This window comes from Leisingera sp. S132, assembly GCF_025144465.1.
Classification (GTDB): domain Bacteria; phylum Pseudomonadota; class Alphaproteobacteria; order Rhodobacterales; family Rhodobacteraceae; genus Leisingera.
The window spans coordinates 76510-102650 of the sequence record NZ_CP083555.1 but is presented as its reverse complement, the minus strand read 5'-3'; the positions used below and the strand labels follow the sequence as shown (position 1 = coordinate 102650).

Annotated in this window: 12 protein-coding genes and 4 pseudogenes; 6 read left to right on the top strand and 10 right to left on the bottom strand. The window is 53.4% G+C overall.

Going from position 1 to position 26141, the window contains the following annotated elements; all coding sequences use genetic code 11:
• Window positions 1-54 precede the first annotated feature (54 nt).
• From K3725_RS20380 to K3725_RS20375, 3 pseudogenes are all read right to left on the bottom strand, one after another.
• Window positions 55-279: pseudogene (locus K3725_RS20380) on the bottom strand (transposase); the annotation flags it as partial.
• A gap of 70 nt (window positions 280-349) precedes the next feature.
• Window positions 350-469, bottom strand: a pseudogene (locus tag K3725_RS22645) (IS30 family transposase); the annotation flags it as partial.
• Between the two features lie 53 nt (window positions 470-522).
• Window positions 523-738, bottom strand: a pseudogene (locus K3725_RS20375) (transposase domain-containing protein); the annotation flags it as partial.
• Window positions 739-1192: 454 nt separating this feature from the next.
• Between K3725_RS20375 and K3725_RS20370 the strand changes: the two are divergent.
• Window positions 1193-1498 (top strand): annotated as a pseudogene (locus K3725_RS20370) (recombinase family protein); the annotation flags it as partial.
• Between the two features lie 4 nt (window positions 1499-1502).
• On the opposite strand, the gene K3725_RS20365 reads toward K3725_RS20370, so the two are convergent.
• Window positions 1503-2531 carry an IS30 family transposase gene (locus K3725_RS20365; protein WP_260018765.1) on the bottom strand — a complete coding sequence of 343 codons (1029 nt, stop codon included), beginning with the start codon at window positions 2529-2531 and terminating at the stop codon, window positions 1503-1505.
• Between the two features lie 230 nt (window positions 2532-2761).
• Between K3725_RS20365 and K3725_RS20360 the strand changes: the two genes are divergently transcribed.
• Complete coding sequence (locus K3725_RS20360; protein WP_260018764.1) at window positions 2762-5800, top strand: hypothetical protein; 3039 nt, start codon at window positions 2762-2764, stop codon at window positions 5798-5800.
• Complete coding sequence (locus tag K3725_RS20355) at window positions 5797-8769, top strand: SNF2-related protein (protein WP_260018763.1); 2973 nt, start codon at window positions 5797-5799, stop codon at window positions 8767-8769. The genes K3725_RS20360 and K3725_RS20355 overlap by 4 nt, the downstream gene beginning before the upstream one ends.
• 3 nt (window positions 8770-8772) lie before the next feature.
• Here the strand turns inward: K3725_RS20355 and K3725_RS20350 are convergent, their stop codons facing one another.
• Genes K3725_RS20350 through K3725_RS20340 form a run of 3 tightly spaced genes read right to left on the bottom strand, consistent with a single transcriptional unit; the run spans window position 8773 to window position 17788 of the window.
• Window positions 8773-9774 carry a hypothetical protein gene (locus K3725_RS20350; protein WP_260018762.1) on the bottom strand — a complete coding sequence of 334 codons (1002 nt, stop codon included), beginning with the start codon at window positions 9772-9774 and terminating at the stop codon, window positions 8773-8775.
• Window positions 9761-11491 (bottom strand): NERD domain-containing protein, encoded by a 1731-nt coding sequence (locus tag K3725_RS20345; protein ID WP_260018803.1) that lies wholly within the window; start codon window positions 11489-11491, stop codon window positions 9761-9763. The genes K3725_RS20350 and K3725_RS20345 overlap by 14 nt, the downstream gene beginning before the upstream one ends.
• A gap of 12 nt (window positions 11492-11503) precedes the next feature.
• The gene (locus K3725_RS20340) at window positions 11504-17788 is read right to left on the bottom strand and encodes a DEAD/DEAH box helicase (RefSeq protein ID WP_260018761.1); all 6285 of its coding nucleotides are present in this window, start codon (window positions 17786-17788) and stop codon (window positions 11504-11506) included.
• A gap of 471 nt (window positions 17789-18259) precedes the next feature.
• Between K3725_RS20340 and K3725_RS20335 the strand changes: the two genes are divergently transcribed.
• Window positions 18260-18841 carry a hypothetical protein gene (locus K3725_RS20335; RefSeq protein WP_260018760.1) on the top strand — a complete coding sequence of 194 codons (582 nt, stop codon included), beginning with the start codon at window positions 18260-18262 and terminating at the stop codon, window positions 18839-18841.
• On the opposite strand, the gene K3725_RS20330 is transcribed toward K3725_RS20335, so the two are convergent.
• Together K3725_RS20330 and K3725_RS20325 are read right to left on the bottom strand one after the other, a co-directional pair.
• Entirely contained in the window at window positions 18822-20801 is a 1980-nt protein-coding gene (locus K3725_RS20330; RefSeq protein WP_260018759.1) for a DUF4338 domain-containing protein, read from the bottom strand. The two genes, K3725_RS20335 and K3725_RS20330, sit on opposite strands and share 20 nt — an antisense overlap.
• A complete protein-coding gene (locus K3725_RS20325; protein WP_260018758.1) occupies window positions 20798-22564 on the bottom strand; it encodes an ATP-binding protein in 1767 nt (588 codons plus the stop codon). Before K3725_RS20325 ends, K3725_RS20330 begins: the two co-directional genes overlap by 4 nt.
• Before the next feature lie 151 nt (window positions 22565-22715).
• Here K3725_RS20325 and K3725_RS20320 point away from each other — a divergent pair, with 151 nt between their 5' ends.
• A complete protein-coding gene (locus K3725_RS20320; protein ID WP_260018757.1) occupies window positions 22716-23072 on the top strand; it encodes a hypothetical protein in 357 nt (118 codons plus the stop codon).
• Between the two features lie 37 nt (window positions 23073-23109).
• On the opposite strand, the gene K3725_RS20315 is transcribed toward K3725_RS20320, so the two are convergent.
• A complete protein-coding gene (locus tag K3725_RS20315; RefSeq protein WP_260018756.1) occupies window positions 23110-25035 on the bottom strand; it encodes an ATP-binding protein in 1926 nt (641 codons plus the stop codon).
• 624 nt (window positions 25036-25659) lie between these two features.
• Between K3725_RS20315 and K3725_RS20310 the strand changes: the two genes are divergently transcribed.
• A complete protein-coding gene (locus tag K3725_RS20310) occupies window positions 25660-26028 on the top strand; it encodes a hypothetical protein (RefSeq protein WP_260018755.1) in 369 nt (122 codons plus the stop codon).
• Window positions 26029-26141 lie beyond the last annotated feature (113 nt).

Sequence of the window (26141 nt, the reverse complement as noted above, 5' to 3'; positions counted from 1 at the left end):
GCCGCCCGGTCGTCCCTCGTTCATAACGAGAGTGGGGTAGATTCCGGCAAGGGGCAGGATTGTATCGCCCAGCAACCGCTTCAGCTTGGCGTTCTCGTCCTCCAGCGCCTTTAGCCGCGCGGCCTCCGACACCTCCATGCCGCCGTACTTGGACTTCAGCTTGTAGAATGTTGCTGGGCTGAGCCCGTGCCTGCGGCACACCTCCGCCGTTGGTATGCCTGCCTCTTGCTCCTTGATCATCCCGATGATCTGCGCCTCGGTAAAACGGCTCTTCCGCATTCGTCTGCTCCTTAAGGGTTGGGCAGACTCTACATCATGGTGAGGGATTTCGCGGGGGGCAGGTCATTTTTAATTCATGATCTGAGACCGCCGTGATGTCCCGTTTTCTCGGAAGCCATCTTCGGATCCGACGATTGGTGTTCTCAACTGTGCCTTTCTGCCACGGCGAGGACGGATCACAAAACCACGTTTGCGTTGTGACCGTCCGGTGAAGGCGCTCTGGCGCGGACGAGGCGTCCCCGGTTACGCTGCCTGCGCAGCGTAACTCAAAGGCATCAACTCGTCGAGACGATTGATCTTGTGATCGGCGATGCGTCCGAGCACCCAAGTCAGCCAGGCTTGCGGATCTACGTCGTTCAGCTTGGCGGTCTCGATCAGCGTGAAGGCGATGGCCATGGCTTTTCCGCCGCCTTCGGAACCGGCAAACATCCAGTTTTTCCTGCCGATGGCCAGTTCCCGTTCATTCTGCCCATGTCGGCCAAGTTTATCGGGTTCATTATCAATGGCATGCCTATTTTGGCTCAGCCGTGAAGGTTTTCCGGACCCTCAACCGCGGTGATGGCCAACATGTCGGTCTCGAACGCGATCCAGGTATAGCGATCCTTGCACCCACTTGGATTCTGGACGCTTCAATATGTCAGGGTTTCGAGCTTGGCGAACCCTTGGTGTCCACAGAGGCGCTTTTCGATCTTCATTCGGTTCTCGAGCACCTCGGTTTCCGGCGAGGGTTCAAGGGTGACGACTCACCCATGGAGGCCCCGAATGACGCATCACAGATCCCCGACACCAACCCAGTTGCCACTGCCGTTGGCACCGGCGCCATTGCTGACGGAACCGGAATACCGGTCGATCGTGACGGCGCTTGCGCAAGTGCTCCTGACCGCGGCAAAATCCAATCCGGGAGGGCGCAGCGATGAATGACCTGGCCATCACCTTTCCGCCCGAACTGCTCAAGCGTCATGCGGTAATCTACGTGCGTCAGTCGACGCAGAGCCAGGTCATGACGAACCTCGAGAGCCAGCGCCGACAATACGATCTTGTCGAGATGGCCCGCGGGTATGGCTTTGCCGGGATCGATGTCATCGACGACGATCTTGGTGTATCAGCCAGCGGTTGCCAGGCTCGCCCCGGCTTCGAACGGCTTGTCGCCATGCTGTGTTCGGGGTCGATCGGCGCGGTATTCTGCCTAGAAGTGTCGCGCTTGGCCCGCAATGGGCGGACTGCTATCGGTGATTAGGGTAGGGGCGTTGGCCCATTTCCTCCATCATCTTTTCGCGGAAAACTTCGGCAGGTGTCTTCCACCCGAGGCATTTTCGGGGCGTGTTGTTGAGGCGATCGCAGATCACCTTCATATCGTGATCTGTGTATCGCCGGATGTCGTGCTTGCGCGGGAGCCATCGTCTTAGTCGCCGATTGGTGTTTTCCACTGTGCCTTTCTGCCACGGACTGGACGGATCGCAAAACCAGGTTTGTGTCCCGATCTCAGCTTGCAGGTGTGGCCAGCTGACGAACTCCGTGCCGCGGTCGAATGTGATTGAACGACGCGCGATTTGGGGCAGGTCACGCACCGCTTTCATGATCTTTCCCATCACAGGCTTGGTCCGCTTGTTCGGGTTCTTCAGCAGCACGGTGAACCGGCTGACGCGCTCGACCAGAGACGTGACGTTTGACTGACCAAAGCGTTGTTTGAACAGGACAAGATCAGCCTCCCAGTGCCCAAACTGGCGGCGGTGCGCGACATCGTCGGGGCGGAACAGAATGCTGACATCTCGATCTAACTTTGGAGCCTGGCGCTTTCTGGCACGACGCGGCCTGCGGGCTTTGCGATGCTCGGGCAGATACCACCACAGCTCTTGTTCCATGCCTTCCTTCGAGTAGATATAGCGGTAGATCGTTTCTTGGCAGACACGCAGCTCAGCGCCTTCGTAGATCATCCGATTGCCGATCTGCTCGGGTGTCCAACCTTGTTTGATGCACTCGATGACACGTTTGCACAGGTCAGGATGTCGGATGAGTTTGCGCTGCGTAGAACGGCGCTGCTGCGTGCGCTGGTGTGCGGCCATCCCGAAATACCCCGCGTACTTCTTGGGGAATGCATCATCGGCCCAAAAGTTGCGTTTGATCTCACGGAAGATTGTGGACTTGTGACGTTTGAGAACGCGGGCCATCTCCGCGACAGGGACCTTTGCAAGCCACCAGTCTTCGATCCTGCGCCGTTCTTGTAGTGAAAGTTGCGAATAAACCGTTCCCATACGATAAACTCCTCATTAGATAACTCATTGTTTTCTAATAGGAGTCGCACTTCAAAGTAGCGCGCTCCCTGCGTACAGAACAAATCCCCATAAGGTTTATTATGTAAAAGAATGACGGAGAATGCTGAACCCGCCGCGAAAACTTGATGGAAGAGTTGTACCAACGCTTCTAGACTCAGCACAAAAGGACCAAGTTCGAATATCGAGTTTAGTTTTGAGGTGCGGGCATTTTGAGCGAATCCATCGACATGAATATCCAAATCGAACGAGCGCATGAACGCTTAAGTTTGGAATTTTCCAGAATTCGCGCCATTCGTTCGGGCACTAGCATCTACCTAGCGGAACATGGGTTAGAGGAAAATGAATTGGCTGCAATGCTTCTGGTAGTTCGTAAAGCACTGGATTGCCATCACATCGGATCGGGTTGGTGGCATCGACACCCGTTGCCTCTACTCGTGGCTTCCACAGAAGTAGGCTACGTTTATCGTGGTACTGGTACCGATTTTTGGCCAGTCTTCGCGGATATGCTGAAGGAAGTCACGTTAGTTGAACGCGGGACACTATCGGCATTGTTTCGAGAACAGGCAGTAGCCTTAGGGTTGGCGCAGCCCTCGCGCAGTTCTTGGAACGAAGCTTTCTGCCACATCGCGTGGCCAGTCTTGCATGCCATCTTGCCCATTGAGTTGCACCGTACTTTAGCGGAAACCCTGCGTGACGTTCGTTCAGTCATTGATCTTGCTGGAACTGATGCGGATTTGGTTGCCACAATCAGGGAGCGGGCAAAAATTGGTGGCAGCGTTCGTCTCAACAGTTGGCTTGAGGAAGAGCACACGGCTGCAGCAGTGGTTCGCCACATTCTCGATTCTGGGGGTGAGTATGGTATCGCTGGTACGGCCCTTCAACGTATTGCCGCTGATATTGCTCGGGACGATGCTTCCATAACAGCACTTAGGGAAGCGCGCATAAGGCAAAAAGCGCTCAGCGCAAAACCAAAGCAAACAGCGCGACGTGGTTCGGAGCAGCAACCTCTCTTTGCTCCTCTTGTACTTCGTTCATTCGAAAACCGCCTTACGCTTGCGCTCAAGATACCTCAGATGGGACAGAGTGATCGCGAACTGGCCAGAAGCGCCCTCGATGCTATGCGATGGCGCGCGTTCCTTTGGGGTGAGGGTCGTCCTGTTCCCGGACGCAACATCTTCAGTGATTTCCCGTTACCACTTCAAATCTGTTTTTTACCCGAACCTGAACGACCTTTAATTGACGAAACGCGAAGACTGCCCATCGCTCAAGAAGCTAAAGATTTTCTAGGAAGCCTGAGGGTTGCGACCGGAGAGCCACTTTTGTTCTCAGATTTTGGTCCTGACGGCGACGCGCTCCAAAGCACTTCTGGAATAGTTTCTGATAGTTCCAAATGTATTCTGCTGGCGAGCAAAGAAACTGGCTCTCCACCCGTCGGAGAGAGCCTCGGTCGGGTCGTTGGATTGGATGCTTTTCGCCTTCACGCCGGTGACCCAGCCAACGCATCCTGGCTGATGAATCATGGTTTTTCAGTTAGGAAAAAGACTCAGTTTTCGTGGATTGGTTCTGCTGAACTGGAACAACATCGACCAGTGCGCAGATTTTCCGAAGGAAGTTTTGTGGCTTTCAGATTGTACGCACCGGATGGGTTGTGCGAAGCGCGATTGGTTTGTCCTAATGGATCGGAGTCCACATTGGCGGGCGAAGAAACATTGCTTGCTGGTTTCTCCGCGACCGAGACTGGACGCTACAGAATACGGTACGGCGAGGGCGATGACGTCGCGATTGATATCGTAGAATCTCAGGAAGATGGTCTCGGTCTACTGACGGTCGACATCGATGCTGGAGACTACGCAACTTCTGATCTGGCTGATAGGAAAGTGACGCTTCGGTTTAATGCGGATGCATCGCTTCAGGAGGCCGAATTTCAGCTAATGGTTTGCTGCGATGGTAGAATGGTAAATCGCGTAGGCGACACACTGCCAGACACACCATGTAAAATCGAAGGTAGTCACGGTATTTGGGAGCGCCTGCTCGACGCCGACACAGCGGCATCTGTGCTCGCGGCGCGTCGTGCAGAACTGAGTGTCGAAGTTAGTGGGCTCTTAAAGAAGTCCTTTGAATTCGAGCAAACAGTCGCTCCTTTTGCCTGGGAAAGTCGGGCCGGCGGGACAATAGCTGCTACGGATGAAACAGGTGAGTTGGCAATCTTTGCCTCTACGCCAGATCGGCCAACCGTTTCCTGCGCGGCGAGCAGTTCGGTTCCTGACACTGACATACAGTTGTTCCGCGCTGGCCGACAAGCGCCATCAAACTTTGGTGGCATCTGCGTGGGTCCTAGCAGATGGCGCTCTGGTGACGCTTTTAAAATTGAAAAGCCCGAACGTCTCATGCGCCGGTTTAGCGGAGTTGAGACCAACGCGGTGTTTGGTCGTGATGTTGTGGATGCTTTGATCAGTTGGTCCGCCGCAACGGTTGATAATCCTGTAACTCAGTATCGCCGTGGCCAGGTTGTGCGAGAACTCGAAAAATGGTTCGTTGAGCAGCTATGTGGTCCTAGTTGGGTTAGCCAAGAGCAGTTGATCCTCAGTGGCCACGAGACGGGTTTCGTGCGCAATTTCCTCTTGGCGTGCGCAAATTTAGGGGTTGGCTACTGTGATATTGCGATCTCTGAAGACCAGGCTTCTCGACTTGATAGAATCTTGGCACGATTGATTGAGGCAAGTGGCCTATTCACAAACCTGGAAACTACGCACAACCCGATAGACGAAGATATCGCGGCCGAACTCGATGACATCTTCAATGAGGCTTATTCTACACTCTACTTGGAGTCAGTTGCACTGGGAGAGCGTTGCCTTTTCGATCCAGAGGATGATGTTGATGTCGGTGAAGTCGTTGGGAATTGGCATAGTGCCATAGTCGAGGCCAAGAGTAAGGCTACACTGCTTGGTATGGTAGACCTACTTCGACCACTCGACGCGGGTGATGCCTTGAGTGAGGCCGATTTTGAAGCAATGCTCCCGGACGAGATTGTCGATCTTCTGGACGATTGGATAGGGAGGAACTCCCCACCACACCATGCCAGAAAGTGGAACCGTGATTTGGCCGAAGCATCCTTTTGGTTGTTCACAAAGCCGACGGTAGCCGCGCGTTTGTCATGGAGCGCCGCAACTGAGCGTATGCTTGCTGACCGATTCTCGGCGCGCGCAGTAAGGTATGCGGCGCTGCGTGCCAGAGGGGGATCTGAATGAAGGACCCATTCATTGACCTATGCCTCGGTGTGCAGGCTATCCGTCGAAAGGTTGAACGCGAGGTCGCTGGCTTGGGAGGAGCAACCGGTGTGGCAGCTGTGCCTTATCCCCACCAACTTGCGAACGTGCAACGGATTTTATCTGACAGCCGAATAAGGCATCTACTAGCCGATGAAGTTGGGATGGGGAAAACTGTCCAGACGTTGATGATAATAAATGCGTTGCGGCTCCAAAACCCAAGACACCGCACTCTCATCCTCGTACCTGAAAATATTGCTCCACAATGGCTACTTGAGTGCCAAACGCGCGGACACTTCACACCGCTAGGTCGCGCTCCTGAAGATGAGGAGGATACGACATTTGTCCGGCTGGCATATTTTGATCAACTTGGCTCAGTCACAGAGATAGATCCAAGCCTCTACGATCTACTGGTTGTAGATGAATTGCATCGACTACAAGCGACTGCACGTCAACGTATAGTTGATGTTGCTCGAGACTTTCGGCAGCTATTGCTCTTGTCAGCAACTCCCAAGTTGGAAGATCTTTCTACCTTTCGACAATTAATGAATATCCTTGAGCCTGAACGTATGGCGTTCGCCGCACGTCTATCAGAGACCCCAGAAGAGGTGCTGCGTGATCGGGAGACTAAAGCTGCGGACTTGTTAGGTGCCAACAGCAGCAATGCTTGGCGCCAGTTCGACTTTTTGGTGCCACCAGAAAGTCGAAAACCTGAGTCTGTTGCCATAACACATTGCTTGTTGCGCAGGGTATTGCATACCAACCGTAGCGACTATCCAGATCTTCTGCCGCAACGAGTACTCCATAAGGTCGTTATCGAGCCAACCTCAGATGAGGTGGAGCGTCAAACTCAGGTCTGGCGATTCATCGGTGACTCTGAGAACGCGTCCAGCACCACCGACCTTGCGCGTTTGGGCCAGGTGGCGCTACGCTCTCCCCGTGCATTGAGCGAGCGAGTAAATATTCTGCGTGGGCGGGATCAGAGAGACCCTCAAGGCTTTCTTGCGGCTGCAACACGGTACCTTGAGGCTGCCAACGGTGACAGTCGCATTGAAGCAACCATCGATTTGCTCGCCGAGATATGGGACGCCAACCCAAATGAAGCAGTCCTCATTGTCGCCGAGGACAATCCGACGGTGGACTACTTGGAAAGGATGATCCCACAGTATCTTCCAACCATAGGACCACGCCATGACCGCCGAAGCTTGTCGCTTGCGGTCAGCCGCAATCGCGACGCATCGGCAACCTCCGATTTGGTTGGATTATTCGGAGAGTATGATGACGGGCTTGGTGGTTTCGTGGATGGAGAAGATCAATTACTCATCGCTGCCGACATCGCGCAAGTGGGGCTCAATTTACAGCACGCGCGAAAACTGATCTTTTTTAGTGTGCCTTGGTCGCCAATCTCAGTTGAACAATGGATCGGGCGTCTCGATCGGCTCGGTAGCGCCGCACTACTGGACCAGCCTGGCGAGCGAACCATCGACATTTACCCGATTTATCAGCGCGGCCAAGTAGATGAGCGTGTAGTCTCAGTATTGGACGATTTCGGTATATTCAGGCGTAGCATCCGGCTTGACGGCGATGATATTGATACCATCAGTGGGCATATTACCAAAGCAGCCCTGAAACCTCACACTATCAATTGGCAAAAACTTTCAAATGAGGCTCGCCACAAAGCAAATGATGATCATCGTGAGATGGTCACACCTTTGTCGTCAGTTCTCCCTTGGACCCCAGATGGTGCCAGAGAAGTTGCAGACTACTACGATCAGCGAGGATCGCTGGGCCCCCTACTCCAACATTCCAACGCAAAGCGGGCAATAGTGCGCTCGGAAGTCGGACTGCGAAGTTGGATGCGGCTCATGGGGCGGGCCAATGAGCTTCGACTTTGGAAAAGACAAGACCCTCAAGCCAAATCGAAACCCTACCGCCTTCTACACTATTATCGTTCACAGTACACGACCGGGCCGATTGAACCGCGGTTCTTGCTTCCCAGTTTAGATCCGCGCGAAGGTCAAAGATACGCATATATCGATGGTCGCAGAGAGTTGGAATCCCCACCACTGCCGACAGTTTCACTGGACGAGAATCCAGCAACACCGCTCAACTTCCTTGACCACGGCAACTCTCTTCACGAAGCCTTGCTCGATGAATGGGCCAAAATCGTAAGACAGGGCCCTTCGCATCTCAGAGTCAATTTGCCTGACGGTCATGCACTTGCAAACAACGAGAATCGCGGGACCTACTTAGTGGTCGTTTTGAGTTGTGTTCCGGGTGATCAGTATTTCTCTGATCTGGAGCGTGACCGCCTCATTAAGAGTTTGCAATCGGCTCGAACGCGCAGTGAGCAAAAGCCCTATTGGGATGCCATTCAGAAGATGGAGGAGGATTTGCGAGCCGATCGGCGTTGGCTGAATAGTCTGTTTACTGCCCGCCTCGAAGTAATTGCGGCAAAGCTATCAGGTACTGAATGGGCTTTGGTTGAGCAGGAGGTGGCGCATTCGTTGTTTACGCCATGGGACGTCGACGCGCGAGGAGCAGACCTAATACTTGCGCAGGGATATCCCGCAAAAATCGATCCAGGAGTAAAATCTGCGTTGAGCGCAGGCGGTGAACTACTGTTGCAGGAGGCGACCGAAAGACACCGAAACTCACTTAGAGAACTTCCAGACCTCAAACAACATATCGACAAACGACGGTTTCTTGTGGCTTCCGAGGCAGACGATCTGATCAGGTTGAGACAGGCTGCGTTCGACGACGCCAGTGCGCGGGGCATGGAGAAAAGTGAGCAAGGCTTTACCCGAAGTCGTTTCCGCGCCATCAGCAACGCTCTGGACATTGCAAAGCATTCACGCAATGTGCGCCTAGAGAGGTTGGACCGATTGAATGCAGAAATTATCAAGCCGAGTTATAGCGAGCAAAAGTATTTGGTGATCATGTTGGAATGAAATCTACTGGACCAGGCCGCGCCATTTTGAGAACGCGTTCTCAGCGCCCAGACTCATGCGCCATGTCCAAGACTTTTCTCCAGGTTCGCCAATTAAGCTCAACAACCGGCGGAACTGCGTAGGGATAGGATGCTCGAATGAAAGAGTACCATCGGAATAGTAAGAGCGCTCTTCAATACCGATTGACCTACCTCTGGCAAGAAGTGACCAACACCATTCATCCCAGTCATAAAGGTCCAGCGACAGCACCTCTCTTTCCCCGACACTCAAAATGATAGGATGCCACTCGAATTGATTTCGGCCGGGTCGAACTGCGCACCAAACGCCTTCAGGTGCGGCCTGCTTCCACCGCCCTGACACGCTCAACTGATCGTGGCGACCGAAAAAGCCATTTGTGCTCCCTGGCGGGTCTACAACTGCTCGGATCTGATCGGCATCAATTGGCTGTCCCTCATTTTTTGCCAAGTTGCATAGAACCGACCAGAATTCACTGAGCGGGGCATCGATGGTAGTGCCAGTTCTACGTGCGAAATGACGCAAATGTCCGGGTAGTCCCATGTAGTCGAAAAGACTGGTTGGAGTGGCGAATTTACCTACACGCGACACCCGCCGAACATAACTGTTGAGTGATCCTATTAATGGTGCATCAGTATCTCCGTGACCAAGAAATGCAAATTCTTCGTCTGTGATCTTGATCCACTGAGTTCTCGACAGCACAAGGCAGTGTTTTCCGTCAAAACGCGCCTTTGTCAGGTCCCCAGTCTCGATAAGTGTGTCCAGCACATTGGTGACGCGATCTCGTACGAAATCTTCGTCGAATGATGCCGCGAGCAATTGTTGATTCAGGAAACGTGTAACCCTTGCGCGCGTAGGAGAGCGCCATTTTTGGACGCACTCTCGCGCAGCATTGGCGATGGAACGTACTGAGGGTCCGCCATCCGAAGCCAACTCGAAACCTAGCTTTTTGCGAAGAACTTCTGGTGTTAGCGGTTCAAGTTTCGTCACGGCTCGCGACCTCAGCTTCTTCCAAGGTAGCTCGGATTTGATCACCGTGTGTAATTATGATCAATACATGTCTTGCGCGGCTGCAAGCGACATATAGATCTGATACGGTGAAGCCTGGGCCAAGTGAAGAAAGGTCGTACGCAATGACGACGTCGGCTTCGAGGCCTTTGAAAGACCGCGCCGTGGAGCATAATATACCTTCACCAGCGCGCCACTCCGAAGCGGACGTCACTATGCGTGTATGAGCAACGTCTTTCATTTCTTTGAGGCTACCACGGCCTTTTGATGCCGGCCCAATGAGAACAATTTGTTCGGGCGAAAGCTTCTCATCACCTAGCAATCGACGCAGTTCATTGGCTACAAGTCCAGCCTGCTGTGTTTGCGCACTTGCTCGGAGCATTCGTACATCTACCCCAGTTGGCGTGCCGGAAGGCGACAAAGTGTCAAGAGTTGCAATGTGCGCGCTCATTCGTGCAATTCGCTTGGTGTTACGACAATTGACGTTGAGCCGAAAGTGGGTCGGAAACTCAATTGGTGGGGCGCTTGCTTGCTGTCTGAGACTCTGCGCCTGATCAATAAATACGAAGATCAAGCCTTCCTCACCGTCCTGCACGAGGGGCAGCAGTGCATACCACCAAAGCTCAGCAAAATCTTGGGCTTCGTCTACCACCAGAGCGCCATACCGAGGCTCATCTATCGCAAATAGGCAAGCACTTGCCGCTTCAAGGATTGACGCGGCCTCCTCATCCCAGAACCGACGTTGTCCAGTCAAATCAGATGGTACCTCAAATGGTAGGCCGGCTTCGTCTGCCAATTCTGCAGCGAGAGCGTGGAAGTGATAAACATCAATCAGTCCGGCAAGTTTAGTTCGATCAGGATCGGAAAAAATCTGCTCTCTGATCCACTGGGCCAGTTCCTTGTTGTAGCAAATGAATAGACAGCGCGTGCCCTGCCGTGCGAAGGCAAGTGCCCGCTCGATTGCAAGCAATGTCTTTCCGGAGCCAGCAACCCCCTCCACCAACATCCTTCGATTGCTAAAAAGGCCTTGGAATGCCAAGGATTGGTTTTCCGTCAATTCTAGTAGTTTTTCCCGACCAGTTTCTATCTGTGGTGACAGGGGTCTCATTACTTGAAATCTTGGTAGCAAGACATCAAGCATTTCGACATACTCCGCTCTTTGAAGTCTCCCGACTTTTTGGGGAAAAGCTTTGAATGCCTTCTCAATCATCCGCTCCATTTCAGGCATCCGATCGACATCGATCAAAATTTGATCAACTGCATCGAGAGGTAGCTCGCCTATAGTCCGTCCGTTTGGGAAAACGACGGCATAGCTATACACGTATTTGTTCGGTTTTAATCTTCCTCCGGTTCGCTCCTCGATAGCGTCGGTTAACGCGTGCATGTTGCGGCGCGCTTGTTCGAACGGATTTGTGATGGGTTTGTCGCGACTTGGCAATTTACGATACCATCGATGGCCGCGAGCGAACATTTCTTCTCCACCTTTCACTTCGAGAACCAGCAAACCGTATTTGGGATGAAAAACTACGAAATCCGCTTCCCCTTCTCGTAGAGGCCCGCTTGCGTTATCGCGATTGGGTCGCAGCCAAGGTAACGAATGTACCACTCGGTAGGCGTCCGGTAGTTGGTCGCGTAATGCGACATAAACATCTCGCTCAGAACCGTGTATGATCTGATCGGGAGAAACATCTGGTATCATGATGGCCAATGCTCAAACTCCGAGTATTTGCTGGAAGGTTCCCAGGAATTCGAGAGCATCGGCGTTTAGCTCTTCAGCGCGAGTTGTTGGCCTTAGAGAAGCGTAGACAATTCGAAAGCGATCCACGCCAATCTTTTTTTGCGCCCTTCCGAAGGTCACCTCGCTCGAAGAAGCTTGGAAGGCCTTTCCATCTGTCCTTCGCATTAGCACGGGCAATTTCTGTGATGGTAGGTCACTACGGGTGAAGAGGTGCCAACTGCCGCGAACCAGCGGTTGAGTATCACCTAATTTTGCATTCTCCATCGTTTCAACATCGAGCCTGACTATGAAACTACCTTCCTGAGCGTTCGCGATGTCAGCATACTCTGTCGCCGTGGGCAATCCTTCTCCATCCCCAGCAAGTGAGGCGAGTGATCTGTAAACTGGCACACCTGTTTCCGCCAAAGCGAAGGGTGGTTCGACATCTGACGAGTCTGACGAAACATCAAGCGCTTGCACTATCGCAGCAGGCAGTGCTCGGTCTACTAGTAACTGGTCGAGATAGCGGTTTGACGAACGATGCTCCCGTTTGTGAGCTCGTTTCGAACCTGGTTTTCCGCGCATCAAGGGATGACTGATGACAAGATTTCTATCATCATAGGCTGGAAGGACGAGTTCACCGGATATCGTTTTCTTGATCTCTTCGCCTTTGTCGCTGAGATCTGTGTGCAGCATTTCAAGCAGCCGGTCTTCAACATCCTCTGGAATCCAAGGTCGTTCTCCAAGAAGGATGTGCCGCATGAAAGACGCACCCAAATGGCGGTCAAGGTCAGCATGGTCCCATCGGTTTTTATGCGATCTCAGGCAGGCATAACATGAGGATGAGCATTGGCATTGTTCGAGTAGCGCCAATGCTTTTTCAAGCAATCGACCTGGATCACCTGCAGCGGCACGAACAAAGCCAGCCCCGCCAGGTGACGTGTCATATAAGTAGACCTCAACTTCACTGCCACGCGCACCATCTTCGTTGAGCGCCGCGCGATACCCTCCGCCAATGTCAGAAGCGTCGATATCAAGCAGTTCAGCCGCAGCGAGGCTTAGTGCTTCAGCAATGGTAGTGAGCACGATACGGCTTGCGGTTGATCCCGGAGGAAGTTGCAGTTCTGAGGAAAGTTTGAACGAAAAAAGGGCAATATCGGTCAAGAACTCGTGGCCCAATACAATCGGTCGCCCGCGACCTTCGCATAGTTCTGGTTGTTTGCCGTGGTTTGGATATGGTCTCGCGTGTGCCTTCCCACTAACCAGCTTGCCGTCGACCCAGCCTGTCGGTTCTGTTCGGCCACAAGCTGGGCAATACAAAAAACCAGTGTTAGTTGCGCCGGGCTTTCTGACGCCCAGGTTGGTTACCATCAACTTTTCTTTTGAAGCCCAAGCCGCGAAGCCACTGCCATCGTTTCGCTCCAGTCTACCGAGTTCATGCTGCTGTTTGAACTGCGGGGCGCTAAGTTTGGCTCGTGTCGGGCGAGTGGGAAGAGGGGTCTCATCGCCCGCGAGTTCAACTTCCTCGTCGTGAGGATGTGCAAATCCAACTGGCACAATCCATCGTTCAGCTGGACCCATTCCTGCTACTTTCCCGCAAGCCGGGCAGTCTTCGGTATCGCCCAGTCTGTGGTTGTCATCTTTGTCTTCGAGTTTTGCATAGCCGCAACGGCCACACTCAAAATAAAGGCGCTGTAAGCGGTAAGCATTGATGCGGTCTTTCTGAAAGCCAGAGTGGATCGCCATTGAGCGGAACTTTTGCCCGTCGACCCATACTTCCCTGCCGGGAGCATATTGGCTCAGAGCTTGCGTTAAGCCGGCTTGTGGCGAATAGGCGACTTCAGCCCGATAGCGAGTGCTGGAAGGATCGAAGACAGTAAATGAGACGACGTCGGTTGGAAAAGCGTAGCGCGGCAAAACTGCCTTGGAGAAAAGGCGGTCGAGCAGATTTTGTGGTTTGAGTGGAGCGTCTGGATTCACGTCAACCGTGTCATGAGCACTTTCAACGATGGGATTTTCATCAGGAGCATCGTACAAGTCTGCGTCGGCTCCAAAATCCTCCATGCCAAAGTCAAACGATGGTCCCTCCTCGGCAAGTGTAGATACGTCGGCCTCTTCAAGAGACACCTCACCAGTACCGGCACCAACTCTTTCAAGTTCATGCATTAGCTGCTTGGGCACATTGGCAAAGAACGTATCTGGATCCCCCTCAACAGCATCTTGCGGAATAACGTCACGTAAGGCCGTATTGATCTGGCCCGCGTTCGCCTCCAGCCAGATCCTTAGCCCTGCAAAGGTAAACCCGTCGCTGTCGGGATCCTTAAAGTCGCTCAGCAGACCTAAAGACTCGAAGATGTTGGATGCTTGGACGTCTCCGTCAGTATCAGGTACTTCAATCCGTTCTTGTTGGAACATTGACAGGATCAGCGCAAAGGCATGGCGCTGAACAATGTCGCGATTGTCGAGATTGAGTACAGGATCCGGAACAAGTCCCCCAACCATCTCTTGGGGATTTGCAAAGAATCGTTGGTCATGACTGTCAGATCCAGCAAAAGTGAGGACCGTTGAGAGTGAGGAGCCTCGGCGGCCAGCGCGTCCGGCGCGTTGTTGATAATTTGCTCGACCCGGCGGAACATTTCTCAATGCGACCGCGGTTAAGCTACCAATATCGATCCCGACTTCCATGGTTGTCGTGCAACTCAACACATCGACTGCGCCAGCACGTTCACCGCGCGGTCCTGGAACATCTAGATCTTGAAAGCGCAGTTCGTACCATTCGGCGCGTGAAAAGGCTTGATCTTGACCCGCATCGTTTAGCTGTGCGGTGTGTTCCTCAGCAACAAAGGGATAGGGCACATAACCTTGATCACCTTCAGCTTCAAAACGCTCAACGAGTTTGCGATACAGAAACTTACGTGTGCGAAAGACCTTGTCTTGTCTCGGGTTAAGTGGGTCTGTCTCTTTGCTGCATTTTGCACAAGTCTGGCCCATGATTGCGTTGCTGGGTTGCACATGAGTACAGTAACCGCAACGCCGCCATTCGATCTCGTTCTCAGGTCGTAATCGCACTTTTGCGGCATTGACAAAGAACCCTTGTGCATTGTGGTTCTGGCCAAAAGTTGACGTGAGAAAGTCAATCCAACTAGCGTCGGGTTTTGCGTTTGCACCGAACTGGGAGCGATGCCATTTTGCGGACAGCAATTTTTCCAGAACAGCGGTGTAACGTCCATTACTCCGCTTCAGTGCTGGCCCTTCTCTTGAGTCAATCCATTCACTAGGTGTGCCCTCGAGCAACACCGAGCCCCCTGATAAAGACAAAGTAAGCCATAGTTCGAGTAAAGCTTGCCGTCGCTCATTTTCTGTACCGGAACCTACAGGCGGAACAGGAAGAGCGTTAAGCCGGCTGGTTTGTTTTTCCGTAAGAATTGGCTGTGGGGCTGCGAGTGCAAGCGGCAGAAGACCAGTGTGTTTGTTTGCAAGAATGCGCGCCAAAGGTGCACGCACTGACTTCACATGCGTCTTATTGATAGTCGCTGCAAGGTCGCGAAACTCTGCAAAATCACCTTCATCTTGAATGAAGCCTTTCAACTTTCTAAGGTCGCGAGCAAATTCGTCATGCTCTGCGCCGGGTAATCGGAAATTCACATCGAAATTTGCGCAAGCGTAAAGTATTGCCGGATAGGCATAGCCCAATGGAACATGTTCGCCGAATTCTTCCTCCAGCAAACGGAGACCCGTCAGGAGCAAAGGGCGGATACTATCTTGAAGTGAAAAATTCTTGAGTTTGCCAGATAAGCGGGACGCCGCCTGTCGTCCGTCAGAGAATATCAGGGATTTTCGACCTTTCAGAGGCGAAGTCGCCTCAACGCGGGCTGGTTGATCCAACAACTGAACACTGATCAACTCTTGGAAAGGCTCATCCCCTTTGGTTTGGTGGTCCATAATTTGTGTGCCGTTAGCACCGCAATGAGGGCACTTTTCAAAATGTCCTGGCTCAACGTTCTTGGATGGGCGCGGCAACCAGACCTCTCTCGCGTTTATTGAGCCAGAGCCCACGCGCCCAGTTAGCGGATCCAGGAAACTGCTAGTGCAGTACCTGTCAGCATCGAGCCCAGGGTCCTCCAACAAAATCTGAACCGGACGGACTATTCCATCTATGTCGTCGATGTCGCCTATGTCCTCTGCCCAAAGAAAATCTGGTTGGTTTGGGTTGAGTGCAAACGCTTTAAAGTAGGCAACACCACAGTCGCGGCAGGTGTGAAGTTCAAAGACCCGCGAACGGCACCCACATTCACGTGTAGATTGAGGAAACAACATACCTGTCGGCCTAGGCGCGGCGCTCTTTGGAAGATCTTTGCATTCTTCGTCGGCGCATGCCCAAAGCCCAGGAAGGCCACGAAAAAGAGCATGGACACGAGCTGCCAGAAGCGGTTGTCCTTCTGGCTCTGCTTTCGCATAAGACGCAAGTTCTAGGAGTGTATCTGTTGCTTTTGCGCGAACAGAAGGATCCAGTTCATCGTCGAAAAGCAAGGCCCCAACTTCTTCCACGGCAAGTGGTGCCTTAGGTTCCGCGGTCACTAGGTCGTCGTCAGTCGTTGCCCCGCCGGTCAAATTAACAAGACGTCCGATGACGGGAAGGCCCGCCAGAACTGCATGTATGGCCCGTTGCAACCCATCACGAACTACAACAACTTGTCCATCTTCTAGCAAAAGATCAGGAAGACTGGCAGATCGGCCAACGCGTATTTCACCAGGTGAAGTGATCCCGGTGATCATAATATAGGAATTGCGGCTTTCGATTTCCCCAAAAGGCCCTATCTTTATGGTTTCGGTTAACACCTCAAGCGAAGCATCAACACCGTTTAGCACTACCTCTGTTTCTGTCGCGTTCAACGAAGAAACAATCATGCGAGATTCTGTCAGGGTATCGCGGCGATAGGTCAAAAGAGGCGAGAGAGCCTCTATGCGCTTTTCCGAATTGGTCTCTCTCAATGCTTCAGTACGGCACTTCGCAAGTACGCTTGCGAGGGAAGTATCACCCGGACCGGATGGAAGGCGGGCGTGCTTTTCTCCCTTCAGCACTTCGATCATATTTACGTCCCTTCCAACCAATCCGCCAATGAAGCGCTGAGCGGCTGCTCCATCTGAAAAGGATGCACTCGTGGCAATGACTTGCATACGATCTGGAGAAAGACCTAGTCGGTTGCGAAGCCTTCGAATTAAGAGCGCCACTTCCGTACCGCTGGCGCCGCGATATAGATGCGCCTCGTCAAGAACGAAAAGTAAGCGTTCATGTGGATTGGTTTCGAAGAATGCTCTGGTACGCTCGAAGATCGAGCGCTCGATGGGTCGGAGCAGCATGTATTCCAACATGGAATAGTTGGTGATGAGAAGATCCGGCGGTTGGTCTTGGACTTCATGCCGTAAGAGAAGTTCTGCGTCCTGAGGTCGTTCAATCGCTCGTTGAAACTTGTTGTCAGTTCCAAGCCAACGCTTGTTGTTACCCAACCAGTTCGTCATGCCGTTTTCTTCTTGGTCGTCAGATGGTTTAGCTGGCCATCGTCCAAGAGAACGCAACTGGCTTATTTGCGCAGAAACCTCTTCATCCGTTTGTGCATCCCGTTCAAGATCGCGGAAAAAGTTTAGGCTTTGTAGTCGCCGCTTATTCCTATCTTCTGTTCGCTGACCAGGGTACAGAGTACGACCGGTGTAACGCGCAAACTTTGCGGGACGACCGCCATTCTCAGAAAACCAATTGCGTACCGGGGCGGAGCCGAACAACTTTCGCAAACGACCAAGTTGGTCGTTCACCAAAGCGTTCATGGGATAGAGAATAATGGAACGCACTGCACGTTCAGAAAACTGGGTTGGCTTGCTCGCGGCTTCATTGGCTAGCTTCATCAGAATCGGAAGCAAGAAGGTTTCCGTCTTGCCTGAGCCTGTACCAGTCGTGGCAAGCAGACTCCGTCCGATCGGATCTGCGATGAGTTCTAATGCATCAGCTTGGTGCGGATATGGCGGATCAAATACTATGTTGCCGCCTTCCTTCGAACCGAGATGGGTTAGAAAATCACGTGCCTCTCTGGGTATGTTGAGATCGGAGAACCGTCGTTGGCCCTGATAGATGGGCGTGCTTTCAACATAGGCCTTTTGGGAAATCGTACCGGTGCTATCCAATAGAGATCTTCTCAAATCGACCAAACTTGGATTGGAAATGTGATAAGTCGCCTCGATATAGGCGCACAGCGCTTTTTGTAGATTTCCAAGTTCGTTAAACATTCTACCTCAATGAAAAATTCTGCTCATAGCAAGTTGTTTAGCCGTCCGGAATGCGGGAGCTTCCATATCACGGCGTGGCCTTTGTGTTTCGAAAAAGTCTAGGCGGCAGCGCTATGGTTTTGCAACCTGTGTGCGCGAACTCTCCATGTTTGGTTTGTGATGCTTGACTCTCCTCGGACCTAGAAGGGCGCTGGATAGACCTGTCACGATAAGTAGTACAAAAAGAGAACGTTCATTTCGCGCGCCACGATTGAATGTGTCGGACGAAATGGCGACGACTAAAGGCAGCGAACCTCGAACATCGCATCTCTGGTTGGGAGCCAAAAGAATTTTGCACAGTTTCAGAAAATTATGCCTATATTGACTATGACCGGACGCGGTGCAGGTGCAGCCAAGACGCTGCCATGACGCCCGAGCGCTGTGCTCGCTGAAGGTCTTGAACCTGAAGCGATCACAGTGATTGGAACAAACGTGACTACTCAATACATGCAGAATGCCCCAGGCAACCTTGCGGTTGTCGTGGGAAACATGGACCCGAAGGCCGCTGATATTTTCTTTCGAGATAATCGGCTTATTCAATCTCTCATCCGGCGTCATGTCGGCGAGAGACTCCCCGAGGACGTTTACGACCAGATTTATGCTGAGGTGTGTATTCAACTCCTCCAAGCGAAACCGGGTTCATATAATCCCGACTTCGCACCGTCCACGTATCTCGTGAATGTCGTGAGGGAGGCCCGGCGCGTAGTTCTCGCCGAACAGCCGTTGATTTATCGACCGCGATCAGCGCCCAGGGACATCCGGTTTGGTTTTGATGAATATATCGACGAGATGGACGAGCACGATGGTGCCCCTAACATTGGCACACGGTCCTCAGACGTCGAAAACCGTATCGATGCGGAGCGGCTGCTGGAGGCCGCCCCGGGACTACTTCGGGATCTCTTGATTGAGGTTCACTGGAACGGCGCGTCCTTCAAAGAAGCATGCGAAGAAGTTGGCGTCGAAAGAACGCGCGCATATCGCGCAATTGGAGCCTTCAAGCAGAAGATGAACTAACGTTGTTCCCGACGGCTCCGTCTTCGAGGGGCAGTACAAACTGCCCCTCACCATCCGTTGCGAGTTCATCAGATACGGAATGAGGACCAAGAGGACCAAGCCGCTCCGCCAGGTCACCGCGCCCTACACGCCCGACTAGCCAACGGCGGATCCAGGCTCTGGATAGGTCCGATACCGAGTTGTTCGCGTTGAGTTTGCAACCATACAAAATGCGTGGCGTCGCATGGGCTAAGACTCTGTCGCTCTCGATGCCCAGAGCCTCCAAGCCTTCCCGAATCTGCCGCATCCGGGGGTTCGTGCCTTCTCCAAAGCGGCTGTTGATCCTCCTCGCTCCATGAAAGTCGACGCTCGCATCGCGTAGGCACTCAACCGTGGCGTTGGTTAGATGGACGGAGCCGAAACCCCTTGTTTTTCCGATCTTTTGCCAAGCGATGTCATCGGAAAGCTCTGGATGTTCGGCGCTTTTGAGATTCAGGCGACTATACTGCGAGCTGCCAGCATTGCCGTAGAGGCTCGACGTAGTGAGGTAACGCAGTTCGGCATCCTTGATGACCGGTCTTCCAGCCATCTGGCTGGCGATGATGCTGGCCTGGCCGCCATATCGCTTTCGATAGGCTTCCTGCACCTCCCGGCTTGTCAAAAGCAGCGCAACCAGTTTTCCACCGATCAACTGGTTGTACGGAGGGACTGCACCACAAATGGCGACATCCATGAGTTGCGAAGATACCGCCACCTTAAGCTGTTCGCGGGCAATCGTCGTGAGCGTCCGCTCTCCTTCTCGCTTCGACAGAAAGTCCAAAAGAGCCTGACGGGATGGTTTTCCGTCGTTGAAAGCGTTCAAAGCCCGGCGGGCGTCCAATAGCGAGACCAGCACCTCAGCCCTTTTCTTGACAAATAAGGGATCAGAGGAGGCTTCAACCCAGTCCGTATCCGGTAGAGCCTCTTTTACGGCACCACGCGTGAGGTAGTTGCTTTCTACGCCCGCGTGAACCTCTTCGAGGATCCTGGTTCTCAAAGCATCGGCGCCAGCTGCACGGCGCTCGAGCAATATGATGTCATCCTTGCTTGGTTCAGCCAAAGCGCTCTTTGAGATCAGGTCATCATGTCGAACATCAGAGATAGCGCGGTCGAGAACCTCAAATGCGTTGTCGCACCAATCTTCAACCGACAAGATTTCGTCTTCCAGCTCTGATCGCCATGACGCCGCAGACCATCCAAACCATGCATCCCTTTGCAAAAGCCGCATTACGGGACTCGCCAAGAGAGCGATGCCGATGATGGGTCGGTTGGGTCGCGCCTTGTTTCGAATGATGATTGGCATGGTCCGACCGGGTGTGGGGCGATATTCGAGCGACCATGTATGTCGAAAGTATCGCCAGATATCGAGGCTGTTCAGCCCGGTCACCTCATCGACCACGTCGCGTGCACAAACCATGATCTCTGGGTCAATGACATCCCTCAGGCCTTCAACCGTGTGCGGATATGACTGAAATTCGCGCAGAAGATGCGAGCCCGTATCAACAAGGCTGAGAACACCGCCTCGCTCCATTGCACTCAGGAAGCTCCGGACACTTGGCTCCTGCACCTGCTTGTCGCGGCCTTTCCGGAGAGAGCGCCGCAACCTTTCTTTATGTCTGCTTGGGTCGAACTCGACATCTGTCCGCAGTTCCGATGGGATAACGTAGATTGCGCCCTTTTCGACTGTGACAAGCCAATCCTGATCCATCAGGTCTGCGAGGATGAGCGCGACCGCGCACACTCTGCGCATCTGACGCGTTGAACGCCATTTCCGATCTAGAGACCGAAGCTGTTGGGAAAGATCGTTTGGGCAAGCGCGCGTCCAATGCGCAATGTAGGACTGCACAATTTCCTTTTCCCATCGGTTTAGCGCCATGCCGAGGGGTTCGAACTCTTTTCCTACCTCAATCTTTCGGCCTGTGTTGTGTTGGTCCGCAGTCATGCGCCCTGCTCTGCTGTATCGAGAGTTTCGACAATGCTGCTGGGATCGAAGTAACGCTCAGTCATGACGGTGCATGCTGCCTCTAGCCGTTCCGACCATTTCACAATTTCTGCGCGGTAGAAGGCAGCATTTTCTTTGGAACCCAACGCAATGCGTTCTGCAATGACAAAAAGTGTCAGTTCCCACGCACGTCGGGTTTGCGGAGCCGCCTCAGTGTGAAAATAGACTGTTTCGTACCAAGGATGGCTCGTGTTCAGCCACAGCATAGTTGTGGCCCCAAAACTCTCAACTGAGAAGAACGGGTCTCCTGGCACGGCACGGTGACCCAATTTGTAGGATTTGCCTTCCAGCGATGTTTTAAGAGTTGAAAGGGCGACATCGAATGGCACAACGCCCTGCGCGTCCTGCCGTTTGGCCTCTTTGAAAAGATCGCTGTCATCCTGGCGTGAAACCAGTCGTTCGAGGTCGCCTGGAGGGAGGTCGCGTTTCACGTCCTCCATCACCTGTTCTGAGTGTAGCTGGCCGTCGACAGACTCTTCTTTGAGGGTCGCTTCCTGCTGGTTCTCTTTGTAGAGGCGTCGCAGTTGCGCGATGCTTTGTTCGACACCAGCCTCTCGTAAATGGTTCCACATGCGTTCCGAGAGATCGACGCGTTGCTTGGACGTGTTGACCGCGAATTCATCGTCAAGCGTCGCGGGGAAGTCTATCTCCACCCGGACATGCCGGTCATTGTTCTGAAAGCTCGTCCAAGGTGTTGAGTTCTTGACCTCTATGACGCGACCATTTCGGCAAACAATCACGCCATTATAGTCCCGCATTACGTGGAAACGGGGGCTCAGGTTGGCTGACGATGTGCCTTTTTTCGACTTGTCAATGAGTTGAAACCCATAAGGCAAGTAGGACAGGCGTACATGGATGGTGCCGCCGGCAGAACCGTCCTCCTTAGGCTTCACCTTCACATCGATAGGCGGGATGGGGACCGCGCGATCCTCATCAAAGTCGTACCAACGACAACCGGGTGTAAGGAAGAGTGGATCAATAGGCTCTACGACGCGCTCGTTGACCGTGATTTGGCAACGTTCAGAGATTTTGTGGTAGATCACACCGAACTGCGTCAGGAGCACGTCTACAAGCTTTGACGTGGTGCGACGGTCGATCTTATCTAATTTGTCTATGAGGACGACAGTGCCGGCAAAAGTGTCGGGATCTGAGTGCTTTCCAATGGCTTCCAGCACAAAGTCCGGCAGCTTGGCCTTGATCGCTTTCGGAACAACGATCAAACCGTGCTCGTTTGTGTATTTTCCTTCCGCGATCTCATCCAAATCGACAGTGACCGAAGACCACCCGGCACCAACGGGACGCGAAAAGACCGTGAAGGATCGCCCTTGTGATACACATGCGCTGGGGAGACCGTAGCCAAATCTCCCAAAGCCATTGCGATCGTTTTCCCGGTGTGTTCCACCCCAAAGCACCGCCGCGCGGAGCATCCTTGGGCTCATCCCGTGGCCATTGTCGATGACTGCAAGTCGCGCAGGCTTCTTGTCTGATCGATCGTAGCCGAACACGATATCGGCGCGTGTGGCACCAGCTTGTTCAGAATTATCAATCAGTTCGCAGAGCGCAGTGGCGGTACTCTTATAGCCTATCTCGCGCATCCCGCGCACGAAGGCAGCTCCAACAGCCAATGAAAACGGGAATTTTTCTTTGGAGAGCGTATCAACATACGCCTCCTGGGCGGCGAAGCCCGGAGATGAGTTTGTCATGTCTTACCCTTGCCTTAGTGCAGCGACCATTGCGCCGCGGGCGTGAAGGTTGAAATCGGACGGAGTCCATTCACAGTATCGGCAATAAAGATTCGATCTGTGCAGGTGTTGTGTAATCGGCTAAAGGAGGGATGGCAAACGGGGAGAAATTATGCAGACCATCTTCTGTGTCTACGAAACGGAGGAACGCTTCCCCAGATTCGTGCGGTCAGCACCCGATGCCGATGCCGCCTTCCAGGACATTCTGGCAAACGCATTGGACTGTCACGAAGATGACCTGTCTGCCTGGGTGGCGTCACGTATTGCGGACGAAAAGCGCATTGCGCGGTACGATCTTCAAGTCGATGTAGCAGACACTGATGTGCAGTTTTTTCTCGGATATTGGGAAGGCCAGTTCGCTGACCTTGTGAGTGCTGGGGCGGCCGAGGATGACTCAATGGACGAAGATGAACTTGCTTCGGCCCGGCGTGTCTTGGAGGCAATTGAACAGCGAGAAGGCCAGACCTAGCCAGGTCTGGCCTTCGTTTTGTCAGCGTTTCGCGGCCTCAGGCTGCGTTCTCGTCCGGTTCTCCATCGGGTTCCAGATTCTCGTCGGGATCCTCTGTATCGGCGATACCGTTTTCCAGGATCGTCAGAGCATTTCTCAAGAACGGCGACCATTTGTCGATGCGTTGAGCGCTGTAGAACAACTCGAGCATTTCCTCCGCCTCCAACTCTGACTGTGACAGCATGAGAAGCAATAGATCGATCGTGTCCCGAGCCCTTTCACCGCCGAAGTTCTGAACCAACTGGCTATACACGTGAGTGTAGAAGGGATGGGTGGTATTGATTTTGGCCACTACTTGCCCGTTGTGCCCATACTCAGGCATATAGAATGGACCGTTCGGGTCTTCAGCAAATGCCACACGATAAGGCCGACGGCGGCGTTCTTCCTTCATGGCTTCTTCGATTTCAGAGGCCTGTTTCTGTGTCTCTTTTGCGCGCCGCGCAACTTCGATCTTGGTGACTTCGTCGACGGTTTCTTGCTTGGTATCCGGAACTGCCGGCGGTCGGCCGCTCACAACGTTAGCAGCTGCTGCGGCTAATTCACCTGTGGTTGGCTTGCTCTCTCGTGCCTTGTCGGCCTCCATGGCTTTTTCTGTTTGCTTTTTCCGACGCGCTTTTGACTGCCAGTTGTTTTCACGCATAAGGGCATCATCAACCCCTTCCTGTGACAGAATGCGCCAAACATCTTCCAGTGGCCTTACCGTCTGTTTGTCGTTCGTGATCCCGAAGACGTCATCAAGGCTTGGTTCAAAGCTAACCTCGATGCCCCAGTGATAGGCATAGCCCTGCAACAAAGGCCAAGTGCCCAGACCAGATGCCTGATCTTTTGCCGACCTCGGGAAAGCATCAAGAGTTTCGATCTCGCGGCCCGCGCGTACGAAACACATGCCTCGACGAGACTTTCGGATTTCAAAGCGGCGGTTGGCGTCGGTCAGCCCTTTCTTCTTCTTGGCCTTCGATTCTGCAAAACCAACTGGCAGTCTGACGACACGGATGTGGGCAACGCCTGTCGCGATTGTTTTTTCGCCCTCAACATCCAAATCGTCGTCTTTTTCCGGCTTCGACAAATGCCGACCACCCGTCTCTTCGTCGATGAAGTAGCGGAGGGGCAGCGATTTTTCGAATGTTACGGTCGCACCACCTTCATCTTCGGGCACGAAATACTTCATGCCAGGTGACGTGAAGAGAGGATCCACGGCTTCCACCTCTGTCCCATCAACCGTCAACGTGAAGTTCTTCAGGTGATTGCGGTAAGTCGATCCAAAGTCATCGATGAGAAGGCTCTTTAGATCCGGCGCCATTCTATATGTCAGTCGATCTGGCTTATCCCAAACAACGACAGTCCCCGATTCAAACGTTCGATTCTGGCGGTTAAGTGCATCACTCACAAAGCCGGGAAGTTCGCCTTCCGTCGGCTCGGGAATGGACTGCAACCCATGCTCGTCAAAAGCGTCGAGGTCAAGCTCAACCACCGTGATCGGTTCGCTCGGGTCCGTACGCGTGTAAACTGCAACTTTCGTCGTTTGGTTGATCGAGGCATTTGGCAACCCGAACCCGAATTTTCCGATGAAGTCATGGTCGTCGAAGTGTGTGCCCCCACCCCAACTCAAGGCATAGCGCGCCATAAGTGGGAGCATACCGGAGCCGTCATCGACGAAAGCGACCGCTGACACGGCATTCTTTCGGTCATGCTTCTTTAGGTGCCTTTGATCCGGCCGGCGAAGAACCACATCGACATGTTTTGCACCTGCTTCAAGGGCGTTGTCGACGATCTCTCGTGCGGCGGCGGCGGTATTCTTGTACCCGTTCTGCCGCTGCGACTGCAGCGCTTGTTTCGTGTTGAAAAGGGGGAACTGGTAGTTGTCCGGAAGGCGATCCAGGTATTTCTGCTGGCGCTTGATTTCGGAATTTTGCGATTTAGTCATGTTCGTATCTCCTTGTCTTGGCCGTACATCACGGCTGGCGAACACTTCCAGTATCGGTCGAGATTTGCCGTTCTGTGCAAAAAAGAATCTGGGGAAGCCTTTTTTCGGGTTCTTGAGTACGCCGCGCCCATGGCGCTTGCCAGGCTCTAGGCTGCGCCCGAAGCCGCGTGAACACGTCTTCGCCCATTCGGGTCACAATCCTTCGCGCGGTTGAAAGTGAAATTGCAGTGCCGCTGCAATTGCTGGATTCGGTAGTCATCGGAACTTCCGCTTCGCTCAAGTCCCGCTGGCCGGAAACAACATACCTGACCGCCTGCCATCCGCCCGGCGGATCGAACAGGGGCTCTGGTGTCGCGCTTGAGCGCGCCAGCCTCTGCGGAGAAATCCGGCTCCTCCCGCAAGAATGCGGGTCCCTCCTGATTTCACCGCTCCGGCCCCCTGTGTCGATCCACCGTTCGGCCGCAGGTCGGGCTGCGCCCTCTCCTGCTCTGTCCAGCCGAAAAGCACGGGGGCTTTTCAGGCTGACAGATCAGCCGAGGCCTCCGCCACTGGCGGAAGCGGGGCCAAGGCCGCAAGGCATCACAAGAGAGCACCGCGCCGCTCCAACCACGAAAGGAGCAGGCCATGGGCCTCGATCAATACGCATATGTCAAAACACCCGAGAGCGGAGACGAAGGAGAAAGCGCCAAGTTCGTTTGGCGCAAGCATTCGAAACTGCAAACCTTCATGGAAAAGCTCTACGAACAACGCACGGGATTGCTTCCCAACAATCTCAACTGTGGCGAACTCCAACTGAAGCCATGCGACATTGACGCGCTGGAAAAAGCGGTCAAAGGCCGAAAGCTGCCGCGATGTGAAGGCGGCTTCTTTTATGGCCACCAGATGCAAGACGAACAGGCCGCCGAATACCGAGACTATGACCTCGAGTTCTGTGCGTGGGCGCGCGCCGAATTGGAGCGCGGAGCGACCGTCATCTACTCCTGTTGGTGGTGATGCCGTCGGGGCCAGAGCCTCAAGCGTTCCGGTCCCCCTCCCCTACCCCATTCACAAAACCAACGGCCAAGTGCCTGTGCCGCGCTCCGAGCGGGCCTGACATCCATCCGAAA